This is a genomic window from Synechococcus sp. NB0720_010, assembly GCF_023078835.1.
Taxonomy (GTDB): domain Bacteria; phylum Cyanobacteriota; class Cyanobacteriia; order PCC-6307; family Cyanobiaceae; genus Vulcanococcus.
In genome coordinates this window covers 1,724,296-1,739,837 of the sequence record NZ_CP090898.1, presented here as the reverse complement: position 1 = coordinate 1,739,837, position 15,542 = coordinate 1,724,296, and the positions used below count along the sequence as shown (strand labels likewise).

The 15,542-nt window shown below is 65.9% G+C and carries 17 protein-coding genes; 10 read left to right on the top strand and 7 right to left on the bottom strand.

Annotated features, from left to right (window positions below; all coding sequences use genetic code 11):
- The first annotated feature begins 72 nt into the window (after nucleotides 1-72).
- On the top strand, nucleotides 73-279 hold the full coding sequence (locus LY254_RS09140; protein WP_247476751.1) for a hypothetical protein: 207 nt from the start codon (nucleotides 73-75) through the stop codon (nucleotides 277-279).
- On the opposite strand, the gene LY254_RS09135 is transcribed toward LY254_RS09140, so the two are convergent.
- From LY254_RS09135 to LY254_RS09120, 4 genes are all read right to left on the bottom strand, one after another.
- A complete protein-coding gene (locus tag LY254_RS09135; RefSeq protein ID WP_010313581.1) occupies nucleotides 276-527 on the bottom strand; it encodes a hypothetical protein in 252 nt (83 codons plus the stop codon). The two genes, LY254_RS09140 and LY254_RS09135, sit on opposite strands and share 4 nt — an antisense overlap.
- Nucleotides 528-642: 115 nt before the next feature.
- The gene (gcvP, locus tag LY254_RS09130) at nucleotides 643-3,570 is read right to left on the bottom strand and encodes an aminomethyl-transferring glycine dehydrogenase (protein ID WP_247476750.1); all 2,928 of its coding nucleotides are present in this window, start codon (nucleotides 3,568-3,570) and stop codon (nucleotides 643-645) included.
- Nucleotides 3,570-3,959, bottom strand: a complete 390-nt coding sequence (gene gcvH, locus LY254_RS09125; protein ID WP_010313585.1) for a glycine cleavage system protein GcvH — start codon at nucleotides 3,957-3,959, stop codon at nucleotides 3,570-3,572. The genes gcvP and gcvH overlap by 1 nt, the downstream gene beginning before the upstream one ends.
- A 26-nt stretch (nucleotides 3,960-3,985) precedes the next feature.
- The gene (locus tag LY254_RS09120; protein ID WP_247476749.1) at nucleotides 3,986-5,290 is read right to left on the bottom strand and encodes a methionine gamma-lyase family protein; all 1,305 of its coding nucleotides are present in this window, start codon (nucleotides 5,288-5,290) and stop codon (nucleotides 3,986-3,988) included.
- Nucleotides 5,291-5,562: 272 nt separating this feature from the next.
- Between LY254_RS09120 and LY254_RS09115 the strand changes: the two genes are divergently transcribed.
- On the top strand, nucleotides 5,563-6,426 hold the full coding sequence (locus LY254_RS09115) for a fatty acid desaturase (RefSeq protein WP_050778407.1): 864 nt from the start codon (nucleotides 5,563-5,565) through the stop codon (nucleotides 6,424-6,426).
- On the opposite strand, the gene LY254_RS09110 is transcribed toward LY254_RS09115, so the two are convergent.
- Nucleotides 6,423-7,199, bottom strand: coding sequence for a hypothetical protein (locus LY254_RS09110; protein ID WP_247476748.1), 777 nt, complete (start codon nucleotides 7,197-7,199; stop codon nucleotides 6,423-6,425). The genes LY254_RS09115 and LY254_RS09110 overlap by 4 nt on opposite strands.
- Before the next feature lie 64 nt (nucleotides 7,200-7,263).
- Between LY254_RS09110 and LY254_RS09105 the strand changes: the two genes are divergently transcribed.
- From LY254_RS09105 to LY254_RS09075, 7 genes are all read left to right on the top strand, one after another.
- Nucleotides 7,264-8,166, top strand: coding sequence for a fatty acid desaturase (locus LY254_RS09105; RefSeq protein WP_247476747.1), 903 nt, complete (start codon nucleotides 7,264-7,266; stop codon nucleotides 8,164-8,166).
- Nucleotides 8,167-8,204: 38 nt separating this feature from the next.
- Nucleotides 8,205-8,663 (top strand): 50S ribosomal protein L9, encoded by a 459-nt coding sequence (gene rplI / locus LY254_RS09100; protein ID WP_010313595.1) that lies wholly within the window; start codon nucleotides 8,205-8,207, stop codon nucleotides 8,661-8,663.
- 115 nt (nucleotides 8,664-8,778) lie between these two features.
- On the top strand, nucleotides 8,779-10,197 hold the full coding sequence (dnaB, locus tag LY254_RS09095) for a replicative DNA helicase (protein ID WP_010313598.1): 1,419 nt from the start codon (nucleotides 8,779-8,781) through the stop codon (nucleotides 10,195-10,197).
- Nucleotides 10,198-10,209: 12 nt separating this feature from the next.
- On the top strand, nucleotides 10,210-12,129 hold the full coding sequence (gene mnmG, locus LY254_RS09090; RefSeq protein WP_247479840.1) for a tRNA uridine-5-carboxymethylaminomethyl(34) synthesis enzyme MnmG: 1,920 nt from the start codon (nucleotides 10,210-10,212) through the stop codon (nucleotides 12,127-12,129).
- Nucleotides 12,130-12,153: 24 nt separating this feature from the next.
- The gene (locus LY254_RS09085; RefSeq protein ID WP_247476746.1) at nucleotides 12,154-12,801 is read left to right on the top strand and encodes a hypothetical protein; all 648 of its coding nucleotides are present in this window, start codon (nucleotides 12,154-12,156) and stop codon (nucleotides 12,799-12,801) included.
- 82 nt (nucleotides 12,802-12,883) lie between these two features.
- The gene (locus tag LY254_RS09080) at nucleotides 12,884-13,426 is read left to right on the top strand and encodes a chorismate lyase (RefSeq protein WP_247476744.1); all 543 of its coding nucleotides are present in this window, start codon (nucleotides 12,884-12,886) and stop codon (nucleotides 13,424-13,426) included.
- 70 nt (nucleotides 13,427-13,496) lie between these two features.
- Nucleotides 13,497-13,853: a hypothetical protein gene (locus LY254_RS09075; protein WP_247476743.1), complete on the top strand. Its 357-nt coding sequence runs from the start codon at nucleotides 13,497-13,499 to the stop codon at nucleotides 13,851-13,853.
- On the opposite strand, the gene LY254_RS09070 is transcribed toward LY254_RS09075, so the two are convergent.
- Together LY254_RS09070 and LY254_RS09065 are read right to left on the bottom strand one after the other, a co-directional pair.
- A complete protein-coding gene (locus tag LY254_RS09070; protein WP_247476741.1) occupies nucleotides 13,790-14,356 on the bottom strand; it encodes a hypothetical protein in 567 nt (188 codons plus the stop codon). The two genes, LY254_RS09075 and LY254_RS09070, sit on opposite strands and share 64 nt — an antisense overlap.
- Before the next feature lie 133 nt (nucleotides 14,357-14,489).
- Entirely contained in the window at nucleotides 14,490-15,020 is a 531-nt protein-coding gene (locus LY254_RS09065) for a SprT family zinc-dependent metalloprotease (RefSeq protein WP_247476739.1), read from the bottom strand.
- An 83-nt stretch (nucleotides 15,021-15,103) separates the two neighbouring features.
- Between LY254_RS09065 and LY254_RS09060 the strand changes: the two genes are divergently transcribed.
- Nucleotides 15,104-15,532, top strand: coding sequence for a DUF4864 domain-containing protein (locus LY254_RS09060; RefSeq protein WP_010313615.1), 429 nt, complete (start codon nucleotides 15,104-15,106; stop codon nucleotides 15,530-15,532).
- The last annotated feature ends 10 nt before the right edge of the window (nucleotides 15,533-15,542 follow it).

Genomic DNA, 15,542 nt, shown 5'->3' with positions numbered 1-15,542 from the left:
GAAGAAAACCTGAATTCAGGGGGGCTCAGCCTGACAAGGGCTGAAATGAAGATCTGACGCCACTGCCGCTGGATGGGAGCTCTGCCCAAAGCCAGTCCGACTTCTCAGCGCTGGATTGTTCGCTATCGCGGCTTCGTACTGATCCCCCAGAAGGATCTCTCTTGGATGGTCAGGCCCGAACGCAGCCCCATGAAGCTGCTGCCCTTCCGGGCCCCAGCCAGTTCAGTGGAAGACGTCAAGGCGCTGATCGACTGGCGCCTTGACCAGAACGCCAGTTAGGCGGCCTGCGGCGGGGGCGGGGTAGAACCACCAGCCTGGAAAGGCAGCACCACGGTGGCCCAATGCTCAGGGCGAGCAGGACGGGTGCGGCGCGGGCGGCGAACACCGAAGGGAACCCGCACAACGTTGGTGCCCTCGACCCGCAGGGTCTGACCGGTCACGGCTGCTTGATGGAGGCTGCCCTGCAGAGAAGGCAACTTCACTGCCGGCTGATCTTCGAGGGTCGTTGTTTTGGTCTCGTCGCTCATGGGCCCCCTGGACTACAGCGATGACTGCAGTTGCAGCAGATTTTGAGAGGAAATCAAGGGACGATGCAGAAAGAAATTCTGCACTTTTCCCTTTGCCAAAGAATTTAAACCCTAATCAAGCTGCTGTTGAGGTGGAAACGGCCATTTCCTCAACCGATGGGCAGGTGCAGACCAGGTTGCGATCACCGAAGGCGTTATCAATGCGAGCCACCGCCGGCCAAAGCTTGCCCTGCTGCTGCGCCTCTCCCTGGGGGTAGGCCGCCTGCTGACGGCTATAGGGACGATCCCAAACATCCGCCGTCACCGCTGACAACGTATGCGGGGCACGTTTAAGGGGATTGTTCTCAGGATCCATCGCCCCAGACTCAATCGCTGCAGCCTCTGCACGGATGGCGGCCATCGCATCACAGAAGCGCTGCAGCTCCGCCAAACCCTCGCTTTCGGTGGGCTCCACCATCACCGTTCCCGCCACCGGCCAACTGACCGTGGGGGCATGGAAGCCGTAGTCCATCAGGCGCTTGGCGAGATCATCAACCTCCAATCCGGCACTGCGCTTGAGCGGCCGCAAATCAAAGATGCATTCATGGGCCACCCGTCCGGATTGGCCGCGATAAAGCACCGGGAAGTGATCCTCCAGTTGATGGGCCAACCAATTGGCGGCCAGGAGGGAAACGGCACTGGCCTGGCGCAGGCCCGCGCCGCCCATCATCCGGATATACATCCAGCTGATCGGAAGAATGCTGGCGCTACCCCAGGGGGCCGCACTCACCGGTCCGATGGCCTGATCACCCCCACAGGCCTCCGAAGACGGATGGCCCGGCAGGAAGGGCAACAGGTGTGAGGCCACAGCGATCGGCCCCACCCCCGGACCGCCACCGCCGTGGGGGATGCAGAAGGTCTTATGGAGGTTCAGGTGGCAGACATCCGCTCCATAAATCCCGGGCTTCGCCAGGCCCACCTGGGCATTGAGGTTGGCGCCATCGAGATACACCTGTCCGCCGTGCTGATGCACCAAGGCGCAGATCTCACGGATGCCCTCCTCAAAGACACCATGGGTGGAGGGGTAGGTGACCATCAGGGCCGCCAGCTCGTCCTTGTGGGTTTCGACCTTGGCCTGCAGATCCGCCCGGTCGATGTTCCCCTGGTCGTCGCAGGCCACGGCCACCACCGTCAAACCAGCCATGACGGCGCTTGCGGGGTTCGTCCCATGGGCACTGGTGGGGATCAGGCAGATCCGGCGCTGCTGGTCGCCGCGGCTGCGGTGATAGGCGCGAATCACCAGTAGGCCGGCGTATTCCCCTTGTGAGCCGGCGTTGGGCTGCAGGGACACCCCGGCAAAGCCCGTGATCGCCGACAACCAATGCTCGAGGTCCGCCACCAAACGGCGGTAGCCCGCGCTCTGGTGCGCCGGCGCGAAGGGATGCAGACCCGCAAACCCTGGCCAGCTGACCGGCAGCAGCTCTGCCGCTGCATTGAGCTTCATCGTGCAGCTCCCCAGCGGGATCATCCCGTGGACCAAGGAGAAGTCCTTGGAGACGAGCCGCTGGATGTAGCGGAGCAACTCCGTCTCGCTGCGGTAGCGATGGAAGACCGTCTGCTGCAGCCATGGGCGCGAGCGACGGGGCACCAGGGTTCCCCAGAGGCGCTCCTCAATCGGTTGTCCCTGGCTCTCCTGCAGCAGGGCGTGCTCGAGTTGGGCCAGATCCGGGGCCCGTTGCGGCAGGGCCGCCAGGGCGGAGAGCAGCCGCTGCAGCTCCTCGAGGTCGCTCAGCTCATCGAGGCTGATGGCAAACCCGTCGGCCTCAGGCCGCAGGTTGAAGCCCGCCGCCGCCGCCCGCGCGATCACGTCCGCCGCATCCGGGCAGTGCACCCGCAGGGTGTCGAGGCCCGGGGCCGCCTCGGGTGGATAGCCCAGGGCTTCGAGGCCACGCCGCAAGAGTTCCCGCAGCAGCACCAGACGCCGGGCGATCGCCGTCAGGCCATCGGGGCCGTGGTGCACCGCGTAGAAGCTGGCCATCACCGCCAACAAAACCTGGGCGGTGCAGATGTTGCTGGTGGCCTTGTCGCGGCGGATGTGCTGCTCACGGGTCTGCAGCGCCAGGCGCAACGCCGGATGCCCCTCGGCATCGACCGATTGACCGACCAAACGGCCTGGAATCTTGCGCTGGTGGGCAGGAGTCGTGGCAAAGAACGCCGCATGGGGGCCGCCAAAGCCCAAGGGAATGCCCAGCCGCTGGGTGCTTCCGACTGCAATCTCCACACCGAGCTCGGCCACCGGTGCCATCAGCACCTGGGCCAAGGGATCCACAGCCGCCGTCACGATCACGCCTGCGGCCCGGGCAGCGGCGATCACTTCACCCGGGTGCCAGAGCGCTCCCGAGGTCCCCGGCAGCTGCAGCAGCAGACCAAAGGCGTCGCTGAACGCCTCGGGCCGCTCCAGGAGTGCCTGGGGATTGACCCGCTCCAGTTCGAGCTCCAGCGGTTCCGCCCGGGTCTCCAGGACCGCCCAGGTCTGAGGGAAGACCGCCTCATCCACCAGGAATCGGCGCGCCTTGCGGTTGCGGCAAGCCCCCAGGCTCAGGGCCATGGCCTCCGCCGCCGCCGTGGCCTCATCCAGCAACGACGCGTTGGCGATCGGCAGGCCGGTGAGCTCGCTGATCAGGGTCTGGAAATTCAGGAGTGCCTCAAGGCGCCCCTGGCTGATTTCCGCTTGGTAGGGGGTGTAAGCGGTGTACCAGGCGGGGTTTTCAAAGACATGGCGCTGAATCAGCGCCGGGGTGATGCAGCCGTAGTACCCCAGGCCAATCAGGGAACGGCGGACCTCGTTCGCCGCCGCAATCTGCTGCAGTTCAGCTAGGGCCTGGGACTCCTGGCAACCCGCCGGCAAACCCTCCAGGGCCTGGGCAGGCTCCAGACGAATCGGCTCGGGGACCACCTGGCGCACCAAGGCCTCCAGGTCAGGCAGGCCGAGATCCCGCAGCATCGACTGCTGCTCAGCGGGCGTGGGCCCGATGTGGCGCTGAACGAAGGCGCTCAACTCCATCAGTGACCGTCGACCTTGGCGCCGTAGCTCGCGGCATCCATCAGAGCCTCGATCTGGGCCGGTGCGCTCGGACGCACCAACAGCAACCAACCCTCGCCATAGGGATCGTTCTGCAGCTCCTCGGGGCTCGCCAGGACCGCCTCATTGCGGGCCTCCACGGTGCCATCGATCGGGGAGAGCATGTCCTCCACGGCCTTCACCGACTCCACCGAACCGAAGCTGGAGCCCTGGCTGAGGCTGTCCCCCACCTCGGGCAACTCCACAAAGACGATGTCCCCCAGCTGATCGACCGCAAAGGCGCTGATGCCGACGCGCACCAGCTCCCCTTCGGACTTCACGTACTCGTGACTGTCGGAATAGCGGCAGTCATCGGGATAGTGCAGACCCATGGGCCGCGCCGCAGCAAAAGTGGCTCTCATTTTGTCGAATTTGCCGAGGCGCGGCTGTTCCCAGGGCCACCCTTGTAATGGGATTCAGCTAACGCCAGCAGGGCCCGCTCCAAGGCGAGCTCCGCATGGGCCTGGGTGGTGCCGCCCTGGGCATAGAGGACGTAGGGCTCCCGCAGGGGGCCATCGGCGGAGAACTCACTGGTGCTGCCATCGATAAAGGTCCCGCCCGCCATCACCAACTCACTGGCGTAGCCGGGCATCGGTGCTGGGATCGGATCGAGGTAGGAGCCCACGGGAGAACAGGTCTGAAAGGCGCGGCAGACGGCCTTCAGCGGTTCGGGGGACCCCAGGCGCACCGCCTGAATCACATCGCTGCGCACCCCTCCCACCAGGGGCTTGACCGCGTAGCCCAAGCCGTCAAACACCGCTGCGGTCAACTCAGCGCAGAGCAGCGCCTCGGTCACCATCTGCGGCGCCAAAAACAGTCCTTGGAAGAGCAGGCGATGCAGGTCAAAGCCTGTTCCCCCTTCACTACCGATGCCCGGGGCGGTCAGCCGGCAACAGGCCTGCTCCACCAGCTCCTCGCGCCCGGCGACGTAGCCGCCCGTCGGAGCAATCGTGCCGCCGAGGTTCTTGATCAAGGAGCCCGCCATCAGGTCCGCTCCGACGGCCGTGGGCTCCTGCAGCTCAACGAGCTCGCCGTAGCAGTTGTCGACGAACACCAGGCAGCCAGGCTGAACCGCCTTGACCCGCTCCACCAATCGAGCGATCTGCGCCACGGTCAAGGATGGGCGCCAGCTGTAGCCGCAGCTGCGCTGGATCAGGACCATGCGGGTGGGCACAGCCAGTGCCCCAGCGATTCCCGCCTCATCGACGCTCCCATCGGGGAGGAGATCCAGCTCGTCATAGGCCACACCGAACTCCGCCAGGGACCCCTGCCCCTCGCCCCGGATGCCGATGACCTCTTCCAAGGTGTCGTAAGGACGCCCCGTCAGGGCCAAGAGCCGATCACCGGGCCGCAACACCCCATAGAGGGCAGCGGCGATGGCATGGGTGCCGCTCACAAATTGCAGGCGCACCGCGGCGGCCTCGGCCTGCAGCACCCGGGCAAAGACCCGGTCGAGCACCTCCCTGCCCAGGTCCCCATGGCCGTAGCCACTGACGGAGGCGAAATGGTGCACCCCCAATCGCTCCGCCGCAAAGGCGTCGAGCACCCGCTGCAACCGGGGCTTGATGCCCGCCCGACGCTCCTGGGCCACCGGCGCCGTGCGCTCCAGGGCAACGGCCAACTGATCAGCAGCCCAGGCCTGGTGAGGAGAGGTCATGGCCATCCACAGGTGAACCCATGCTGCTCCCGCGTGACGGTGGGCCAGCCGTCTAGATTTTTCAAACTGATGTCTTGGCTACAGCCGACTGACATCCCAGGCCATTGGTGCGCAGGCTCCCTTGCTGGAGCACCACAGCGACCCGACGCCTGCGCCCCTTCAAGGAGTTCATCTTGGTCCAAGCCCCCGACACCGCTGCGGCGGCCCACCCTTCTCAGCGCGAGGGGTCGGACCAAGCCAGCGGATCCAATGGGTATACCGCCGCCCAAGAGGCTCGGATGCGCGCCGCCCTGGTGGTGCCCCGTGCACAACTTCCCCGTAGTCAGAGGAAATACAAGTCAGGTACCACCGGCTTCATGCTGGCGATCCACGTTGGTGCTGTCTTTGCGCTGCTGCCCCAGTACTGGAGCTGGCAAGGGGTTGCCGTACTCGCAGTCCTGTACTGGACCACCGTCATCGGCGTCACCCTGGGCCTGCACCGCCTGGTGGCCCACCGGAGCTTTGTTGCTCCGAAGTGGGTGGAGCGGGTGCTGGTGGTCATGGGCACGCTGGCCTGCCAGAGCGGTCCGATCGAGTGGGTCGGCCTCCACCGCCACCACCACAAGTTCTCTGACCAACCGAACGACCACCACGACGCCGCCCGCGGCCTGTGGTGGGCCCACAGCGACTGGATGCTCCACGAGATCCCAGCGATCAAGGAGATCCACCGCTTCACCGGCGACATGCTCCAGGATCCGCTCTACCGCTGGCTGGATCGCTGGTTCCTCCTGCTCCAGATCCCCCTGGGTGCAGCCCTGTATTGGTACGGCGAAGCGGCCCAAGTCCATGGCGGCGGCCTGGGTCTGGTGCTCTGGGCGATTCCCCTGCGCCTGGTGATCGTCTATCACGTGACCTGGCTGGTGAATTCCGCCACCCACGCCTTTGGCTATCGCAACTTCGACTGCCCGGATCTCTCCCGCAACTGCTGGTGGGTGGCGATCCTGAGCTTTGGCGAGGGCTGGCACAACAACCACCACGCTCACCCCTCCAGCGCCCGTCATGGCCTGCGCTGGTTCGAGTTCGACATCACCTGGCAGCACATCAAGCTGCTGCGCAAGCTGGGCTGGGCGAAGCGGGTGCGCGAAGCCCGCTACAGCGGCTAAGCCTGCAACTGGCGGCGGATCGCCTCCGCCAGATCGGACTCCTCCTCCCCCTGGCCCGGCTGCTCCAGCAGTCGGGCTTTTTGGCGCAGGAGATCCAAAAATTGATCGGCGCTGAGCTCCTGCTCATCCGCCGCCCCCAGCACCGCCAGGGTCCGGCGCAGGTCCGCCAGTTCGGCATCCAACTCCTCGGCGCTGTATTCCCGCTGGCCGGCCATCACTTCAGCGAAGCGCTCCCGTCTCTGTCGCTTCTCCCCGGGGTAGGCCGCGATCAATTGCTCTCTGCACAGCCGCCAGGGACGACCAGCGGTCAGCAGCTCCGCCAAGGCGGCACTCAAGCCCGCCGCCTCGGCGACATCAATGCGCAGGTCAAAGGCCCCCGGTGGCTGGCGCAGGCCGACAAAGATCTCGAAGAGCTGGGCTGGGCCTAAGGCCTCATCGGAATCACTCAACAGGGGCAGCGCCGAGGACTGCAGGGCCGCGAGCAACTCCGGCTGATCGCTGATCTGCTGCTCGAGTTCTGGCGAGAGTCCAGCCGGGCCCTGGGCCGCCAGCAATTCATTGATCCGGCCCAGCGCCACAAACAGCTCCGGCCCGGGGGAGGTCAACTTGCGGTTACGCAGGTTGGAGAGCTGGGAATTGTGGACACGGCCGAGCTCCAGGCGCTCCGCCAGGGCGGGCAAAACCCTTTGGCTCCAGCCGTTCCGCTCGTGCCACACCTTGATCAGATGCCCAAACGCGTCACGGCCTGCTTCGAGTTCGTCCCGATAATTCACTCGATACGGATCCGTACTGCTACCATTTTAGCGAGAACATCGCGTCCGTATCGAGAGGAGGGAGATGACTGCCACCATCAGCCGCAGCAGCGTCTGGGCCAACCACGCCCAAACGCCCATCAACCAGCTGCCCCGCAACTGGGGAGTGATCGGCTTCATGGCCGCCCTGCATGGCCTGGGCCTCGTCGCCCTCCTGCCACGCTTCTGGAGCTGGGAAGCCGCCAGCACCCTGGCCATCCTCTATTGGGTCACGGCCTGCCTGGGGGTCACCATCGGCTACCACCGACTGCTCTCCCACCGGGCTCTGCGGCTGCCCCACTGGCTGGAGCGCTTCTTCGCCACCTGCGGCGCCCTGAGCTGCCAGCACGGCCCCATTGACTGGGTGGGCCTGCACCGCCACCACCACAAGTTTTCGGATACGGATTCAGATCACCACAACAGCCACCAGGGCTTCTGGTGGAGCCACATGGGCTGGATGTTCCGGGATATCCCCGCTGAGCAGGCCGTGCCCCAGTTCACGGGGGACCTGGCCAAGGACCCCTACTACCGCTGGCTGAACCGCTGGTTTCTGGCGCTGCAGCTGCCCCTGGCGGGACTGCTCTTCTGGATTGGCACGGTCAGCGGCGCCGGCGGCTGGGCCCTGGTGCTCTGGGGCATTCCCCTCCGCCTGGTGGTCGTCTACCACTGCACCTGGCTGGTGAACTCCGCCACCCACCGCTGGGGCTACATCCGGCACGACAGCGGCGACGGCTCCCGCAACAACCCCTGGGTGGCCGCCCTGACCTTCGGCGAGGGCTGGCACAACACCCACCACGCCTACCCCCACTCAGCGCGCCACGGCTGGGGCTGGCGCGAACCGGACCTCACCTGGATGCACATCCGGCTGCTGCAACGGCTGGGACTCGCCACCCAGGTGCGCCTGCCTAGGCCGCTGCTAGCACAGGCTGCAAGTGGTGGCGTAGTCTGATCAATCGCCAAATTCGATGATCGTTCGACTGCATCCCCATGGCTAAGCGTGTATCCGTAGTCCTCAGCGAGGACGTCCTGAGCCTGGGCAAGAACGGTGACCTGGTGGACGTTGCCCCCGGTTATGCCCGCAACTTCCTCCTGCCCCAAGGCAAGGCTGTTCCCCTGACCCCCGCGGTCCTGAAGCAGGTGGAGCACCGCCGCGCCAAGGAAGCTGAGCGTCAGGCTGCCCTCAAGCAGGAAGCCCTGGACTTCCGCACCGCCCTCGACACCATCGGCCGCTTCACCGTCAAGAAGCAGACCGGTGGCGATGACGTGCTGTTCGGCACCGTGACCAACGCCGACGTGGCCGAGGCCATCGAGGCCGCCACCAAGAAGGAAGTGGACCGCCGCGACATCATCGTCCCCGAAATCCACCGCACCGGCACCTACAAGGTGCAGGTCAAGCTCCACAGCGCCGTCACCGCTGAGATCAACCTCGAAGTGGTCAGCCACTAAGAACCGTTCAGCGTGGTCTGGGCGAACCGACCCGTTCCCGCCACAATGAGCAACCCCTTCGCCGTCAGGCCCCAACGGGACTGGCGGCTTTTTCGTTGAAGCCCCGGCCAAAGCAATGGTGAGCGTTCCCCTGAGCCAAAGCGACGCCGATGAGGGCGGCGGCGGTCGCGCGGCGCCCCGGGGCAGACCGCGGGAGGACGAACGCTTCGAGGCGATGCCCGATGGCGTGCCCCCCCAAAACCTCGAGGCCGAGGAAGCCGTGCTGGGCGGGATCCTGCTGGACCCTGATGCCATCGGCCGCGTCGCCGATGTGCTGCAGCCGGAGGCCTTCTATCTCTCCGCCCACCGGGAGATCTATCGCACCGCCCTGATGCTCCATGGCCAGGGCAAGCCCACGGACCTCACGGCAATGACCGCCTGGCTGGCGGACACCGGAGCCCTGGAGAAGGTGGGTGGCAGCGGCCGGCTGGTGGAGCTGGTGGAGCGCACCCTCTCGACCGCCTCCATCGACCAGGTGGCACGCCTGGTGATGGACAAGTTCCTTCGCCGTCAGCTGATCCGCTCCGGCAACGAGGTGATTCAGCTGGGCTTCGATCAGGGCAAGCCCATGGAGCAGGTGCTGGATGAGGCCGAGCAGAAGATCTTTGCCATCAGCCAGGAGAAGCCCAGCGTTGGCCTCACCCCAACGGCGGAAATCCTGACGGCCACCTTTAACGAGATCGAAAGCCGCTCCCTGGGAACGGCCGTGGCCGGCATCCCGGTCAACTTCTACGACCTCGATGCCATGACCCAGGGGCTGCAGCGCAGCGACCTGATCATCGTGGCCGGCCGCCCCGCCATGGGCAAAACCGCCATCACGCTGAACCTGGCCAAGAACGTGGCCCAGCTCCACAACCTGCCGGTCTGCGTCTTCTCCCTGGAGATGAGCAAGGAGCAGCTCACCTATCGACTGCTGGCGATGGAGGTGGGCATCGAAAGCGGTCGTCTGCGCACCGGTCGGCTGCAGCCGGAGGAATGGCCCCTGCTGGGCCAGGGCATCAGCACCCTGGGGCAGATGCCGATCTACATCGACGACAAGCCGAATGCCGGCGTACTGGAGATGCGATCCCTCTGCCGCCGGCTGATGGCCGAGAGCGGCAAGGAGCTCGGGGTCGTGATCATCGACTACCTGCAGCTGATGGAAGGAAGCGGATCCGATAACCGGGTCCAGGAGCTCTCGCGGATCACCCGGGGCCTCAAACAAATGGCCCGGGAGCTGAACGTGCCGGTGATCGCCCTCTCCCAGCTCAGCCGTGGCGTGGAATCACGCACCAACAAGCGGCCGATGCTCAGCGACCTGCGGGAATCGGGCTCGATCGAGCAGGACGCCGACCTGGTGCTGATGATCTACCGGGACGAGTACTACAACCCGGACACCCCCGATCGCGGCATCACCGAGATCATCGTGACCAAGCACCGCAACGGGCCGGTGGGCACGGTCAAGCTGCTGTTTGAGCCGCAATTCACCCGCTTCCGCAACCTGGCGGCGCCGTAGCGTCGAACGATGGTGTCCGCTGACTTCGCCCCGATCGAGCACTTCGACGTGATCGTCGTGGGCGGCGGTCATGCCGGCTGTGAAGCGGCGATCACCGCCGCCCGATTGGGCTGCAGCACCGCACTCTTCTCCCTCAATCTCGACCGGATCGCCTGGCAGCCCTGCAATCCGGCGGTGGGCGGTCCGGCCAAGAGCCAGCTGGTTCACGAGGTGGATGCCCTCGGCGGCGTGATCGGGCGGCTGGCCGACGCCACCGCGCTGCAGAAACGGGTCCTCAACGCCAGCCGCGGTCCAGCGGTCTGGGCCCTGCGCGCCCAAACCGACAAGCGCCAGTACTCCCGGCAGATGCTGCAACTGCTGCAGCACACCCCAAACCTGGCCCTACGCGAGGCCATGGTCACCGGACTGGTGGTCGAGGACGCCGCGATCCAGGGCGTGCGGACCTACTTCGGCAGCACCTACAGCGCCGGGGCCGTGATCCTGACCGCCGGCACCTTCCTCGGCGGACAGATCTGGGTCGGCCATCAATCGATGTCCGCGGGTCGGGCCGGTGAACAGGCGGCCGAGGGCCTGACCGAGACCCTGCAGGAGCTGGGCTTCCAGACCGATCGCCTGAAGACCGGCACGCCGGCACGGGTGGATCGCCGCAGCATCGCCCTCGATCAACTGGAGGAGCAACCCAGCGACGCCGCCGATCGCTTCTTCTCGTTTGATCCCACCAGCTGGGTCAGCGGTGAGCAGATGAGCTGCCACATCACCCGCACCACCGCGGCCACGCACCAACTGATCAAAGACAACCTGCACCTGACGCCGATCTACGGCGGGGTGATCGATAGCAAAGGGCCCCGCTACTGCCCCTCGATCGAGGACAAGATCGTGCGCTTTGCTGACAAGGACAGCCACCAGATCTTCCTGGAGCCCGAAGGCCGAGACACACCGGAGATCTATGTCCAGGGGTTCTCCACGGGACTTCCGGAGCGGCTGCAGTTGGAACTGCTGCGCACCCTGCCCGGGCTGGAGCAGTGCGTGATGCTGCGGCCGGCCTATGCCGTGGATTACGACTACCTGCCCGCCACCCAGCTCAAACCCTCCCTCGAGACCAAACGGGTCAAGGGACTCTTCAGCGCCGGGCAACTCAACGGAACCACCGGCTATGAGGAAGCCGCAGCCCAGGGCCTGGTGGCGGGCCTGAATGCCGTGCGTCAACTGCGCCAGCAGGAGCCGGTGCACTTCCCCAGGGAAGGGAGCTACATCGGCACGATGATCGATGACCTGATCACCAAGGATCTGCGGGAGCCCTACCGGGTGCTGACCAGCCGCAGCGAATACCGGCTGGTGCTGCGCGGAGACAACGCCGACCGCCGGCTGACGCCCTTGGGCCGTGAGCTGGGGTTAATCGACGACCGTCGCTGGGAGATCTACCAGCGCAAACAGGACGGAATCGAAGCCGAGAAACAACGCCTCGAGAGCGTCCGCCTGAAGGTCAGCGACCCTGTGGCGGCTGCCGTCGCCGAGGAAACCAAGGCGGCCATCAAGGGATCGATCACCCTGGCGGACCTGCTGCGGCGTCCGGGGTTCCACAGCGCAGATCTCGTGCGCCATGGCCTCGCCGAAGCCGAGCTCCCCCTCGACGTACGTGAGGGGGCCGAGATCGACATCAAATACAGCGGCTACCTGGCCCGGCAACAGCAGCAAATCGATCAACTGAAAAAGCAAGCCGAGCGCCGCATCCCCGAGGGAATCGATTACGAGCAGATCGGCACCCTCTCGCGGGAGGCCCGCGAGAAACTCAGCGCCATCGCACCGAGCAACCTGGGGCAGGCCTCACGGATTCCTGGAGTCAGCCATGCCGATGTGACGGCTCTGATGCTCTGGTTGGAATTAGACAGTCGCCGCAACAACACCCTCGTCAGCACTCCGCAAAGCCGATAGGGTTCACCCACAGCGCTATGCCGCGTGGGCCCGATCCGCTCCATCAACACCTCCAAGGCCTACTGGGAGCTCAAGGCCGAGCAGGTGATGGATCGGGTCTTTCAACCGGCCTCCGCGCAGCAGGCCGAGCTCAACGACGCCATTGAGGTCGACGTTCGCGAGACAACGTCGACCGAAGCCAACCGGACCCGCCCAATCCTGCGCCTGCAGTCCAGGCAGTGGCTCTTGGCCGGCCTGATTCTCTGCACCCTGGGCTCCGGCCTTGGCCTCTATCAGGGCTGGAGTAGCGCACAACGGCAACTCCGGCTCGAGCGCAACGCCCGCCTGCTCAGCGACTTGCGCAACCTCACTCCAAACCAAGAACCCGCCAGCAGCGAGGTCCTGCCGCCACCGCCGCCAGAGGAAGCCTGGATCACGCAGCTCCCGCCTCTTTCGGCCCTCCCAAGCGAGTCCGCGGCCCCAGCAGAAGCCTTGCCGGAGCTGGTGGGTGTCGTCCAGATCCCCGGCCAACGGGGCTCGGCCATTTTTCAACAGGGCAAGAGCTCAAGCAACGCCCTGATCGGAGAGCAGATCGGCAGCAGCGGCTGGCGGTTGGTCTCGATTCAGAGCGATGGGGCCGTGATCGAACGCAGTGGCGTGCGCCGGCGCGTCAGCATCGGGGCAGGTTTTTAAAGCCAAGCCCCTGAGCAGTTCGGATCAAGCCACTGAGCTTTGGCCCTCGCCCCAGCCCCTCTGGCAAGCCGCGCCTGAGGCCGTGGCCGCGGGCCTCTGCGCCGATGCCGTCAGCGGCGGCCCCCAACTCAGCGGTCCTTGGCGCCTGCTGCTGCTGGGGGATGGCAGCCCCACCCGCCACCTGCAATCCCTAACGGGACAACCCGTCCAGGTGGAGGTGATCGCCATGCGGGCCGATCAGCAGGTGGCCAGCGAAGCCCCCCTGGAGGTGGAAGAGCTCGAGCCACCGCTGGTGCGCAGGCAGGTCTGGCTGCGCTGCGGCCCCCTCACCCTGGCCTGGGCTGAGAGCTGGTGGAACCAAGAGCAAGCCGAACAACACCTCCAGGCCCGCAACCAGCCGATCTGGACCAGCCTCACCGCCAACCGCGCCGAGCTCTACCGCGAGGTCGATGGCCTGGCCCGGGTCCAGGCACCATCTCTGGAAGAGGGGTTTGGGATCCCAGGCCCCTACTGGAGCCGCCATTACCGCTTCTTTCGTGGAGGCCGGGAACTCACCGTGATCCGTGAGGTGTTCTCACCACTGCTGGAGCGCTGGCTGGGCCCTGCCGAACACAAAACTCCATAACACTTTCCAACAAGTGTTACGAGTTGAACGAAAAAAGGATTGACAGGTTGCGGGGTTTTGTGCTGGCGGGATGATTGACCTAACGCATCGGATGGTCATGACCGTGATTCCCTTCAGGAGCCGCTCTCGCAGACGGCCCCACACCAGCACCAGCCCTCCCCAGCGGACCCTTGTCGAGCAGTGGGCCTCTCTGTTGGAACTGCTGTCGGACGGCTGCGCCTCCATCAGCACCAGCGTCGAGCAAATGGCCGAGGACGTTCCCCGCGATTTGATCGCGCCGGTGAACGCCCAACTGCGCCAGCAGGGCTGCCCCTTCCAAGTGCAGGATCGGAAAGCCGGCACCCGGCGCTCCAAGCACCAGGTTCAGCGGACGCGTCGCCGGGTTGAGCGGGGCAGCGATCTACCCAGACCCGCATCGAACGGCTGAGGATCAACCACCTCCACGCTGCGATCTGAGATCCGTGGGCTGGCCTCCCGCTTCCAGCGGGTCAGCGTGAAGCTCTCGTCTTCTGGCCAAGCGTCGGGGTCGACGGGTTCTTGGGACGAGGCAGGGGCACTGGGTTGCGGCTGAGCCTCAGCGCGCACGGGCGCGGGGGCCACTGCGGGGCGAGCAGATCGACCTCGGCGGGAGATCGCATCTAAGGGTTGGCGACGGCTCTGGGGCGCCGAGGGCTCCTCCCAGGACTCCCGCCAGCCGTCGTCATCTTCCAGAAGCCAGTCGATCTTGTCCTCCACCCAACGTCCGACCTGATCCAGGCGAAGGCCCGAGGAGGCACGGCGACCACCTGGACGAGCGCCGGAGACACCGTCCACCAGCTGGCGGCCGGCTGACACCCACTGGTCCATCCGTTGGTCCAGGCCTCGCTCCCCGCGGCGGTAGGCCGGGCGCTCCGGTCGCTCAGGGGACCAGTCGTCGTAGGAGTCGCGCATCCAATCAGGCTAGTGAGGCCTACCCCCGCCCCAGGCGGCGGGCACGCAACCAGCGCTCACGCCCGAGACCCAGCAGGGCGATCGAGACGCCGCTGAGTTGCCAAACCCAAAGAACCGTGGCCATGGGCGGAACTTAGGCGGCGGAGCGCTCGAAGACCAGCTGGAAACGGGCGCTCCAACGGCCGCCTTCAAAACGGTCGCAGCATTGACGGCAGGCCACCCCCTGACGGCGACGGCGGTAGGGGGACTGCAGGCCGCAACCGGGGCAGCGGGCCAGCCACTTCGCCGGTTGCGCCGGCACCGGAAAGCTATGGCGCACGCTGACCTGGAACTCCTGCTGGGCCCCGTTGATCGCCGCCATCCGCGCCCGGAACTGGGGTCCATGGACCTCATCGGCGCGGACCACCCGATGGATCCAGGCGTGGATCATTTCGTGGCAGAGCGTGCTGAGGCAGGCCTCCAGCGGCAGCGGCTCCAGCAAGGGGCGCGAGAGAACGATCTCACTGACGCCGGGCCCGTAGCGGTAGAGACCGGCACTGCGGCGCATCCGCCCGTCACTCCAGCGCACGCTCACCAGGCTGGTGCCATCGGCGCTGGCCAGGGAACCGTCGAAGTGCTCGCGGTTCAGGCGGTGATACAGCGGCAGCAGCGGTGCAAGGGGCACGCCGGAGGAGCTGGACGGCTGCGCCGCATTCTGACGGGGCCGTCAGTCAGACTCGTGGGCCGCATACAACTGTCCCGGGCGCGATGGACCTCAATACGGCCCTGATCTCTCAGATCGGCACCAAAGCCCTGTTGGCTGGCGCCGGGGCCCTCCTCCTCTACTGGACCATCAGCGCCGTGAAGCTGGTGCTGAATGCCCGGGGGATCAATCCGGTCATCAAGCAGTTCTTCACCCAGGTGGCCTCCGGCCGGATCGACGCCGCCTACCTGCTGACCACCAAGAACTACCGCTCCCACGTGAACCGGCAGCAGTTCATTCGCTTCCTGGCCGGCCTGCAGCTGAACAAGTACCGCAACCTCAAGTCCGGCCGTCCCCGGATCCAAGAAGACCAGATCACCCTGACCGTGAAGCTCAAGGCCGAAGACAACGCCGAGCTGCCCCTGGACTTCACCTTCGTGAAAGTCGAGGACGACTGGAAGGTCGATCGCATCCAAAAGATGGCCGCTGCCTGATCACGCCCTG

Excerpts from the sequence above, each read along its gene's own strand:
- LY254_RS09140 (WP_247476751.1), top strand. The coding sequence starts at position 73 with ATGGGAGCTCTGCCCAAAGCCAGTCCGACTTCTCAGCGCTGGATTGTT.
- LY254_RS09135 (WP_010313581.1), bottom strand. The coding sequence starts at position 527 with ATGAGCGACGAGACCAAAACAACGACCCTCGAAGATCAGCCGGCAGTG.
- gcvP (WP_247476750.1), bottom strand. The coding sequence starts at position 3,570 with ATGGAGTTGAGCGCCTTCGTTCAGCGCCACATCGGGCCCACGCCCGCT.
- gcvH (WP_010313585.1), bottom strand. The coding sequence starts at position 3,959 with ATGGGTCTGCACTATCCCGATGACTGCCGCTATTCCGACAGTCACGAG.
- LY254_RS09120 (WP_247476749.1), bottom strand. The coding sequence starts at position 5,290 with ATGGCCATGACCTCTCCTCACCAGGCCTGGGCTGCTGATCAGTTGGCC.
- LY254_RS09115 (WP_050778407.1), top strand. The coding sequence starts at position 5,563 with ATGCGCGCCGCCCTGGTGGTGCCCCGTGCACAACTTCCCCGTAGTCAG.
- LY254_RS09105 (WP_247476747.1), top strand. The coding sequence starts at position 7,264 with ATGACTGCCACCATCAGCCGCAGCAGCGTCTGGGCCAACCACGCCCAA.
- rplI (WP_010313595.1), top strand. The coding sequence starts at position 8,205 with ATGGCTAAGCGTGTATCCGTAGTCCTCAGCGAGGACGTCCTGAGCCTG.
- dnaB (WP_010313598.1), top strand. The coding sequence starts at position 8,779 with ATGGTGAGCGTTCCCCTGAGCCAAAGCGACGCCGATGAGGGCGGCGGC.
- LY254_RS09075 (WP_247476743.1), top strand. The coding sequence starts at position 13,497 with ATGATTGACCTAACGCATCGGATGGTCATGACCGTGATTCCCTTCAGG.
- LY254_RS09070 (WP_247476741.1), bottom strand. The coding sequence starts at position 14,356 with ATGCGCGACTCCTACGACGACTGGTCCCCTGAGCGACCGGAGCGCCCG.
- LY254_RS09060 (WP_010313615.1), top strand. The coding sequence starts at position 15,104 with ATGGACCTCAATACGGCCCTGATCTCTCAGATCGGCACCAAAGCCCTG.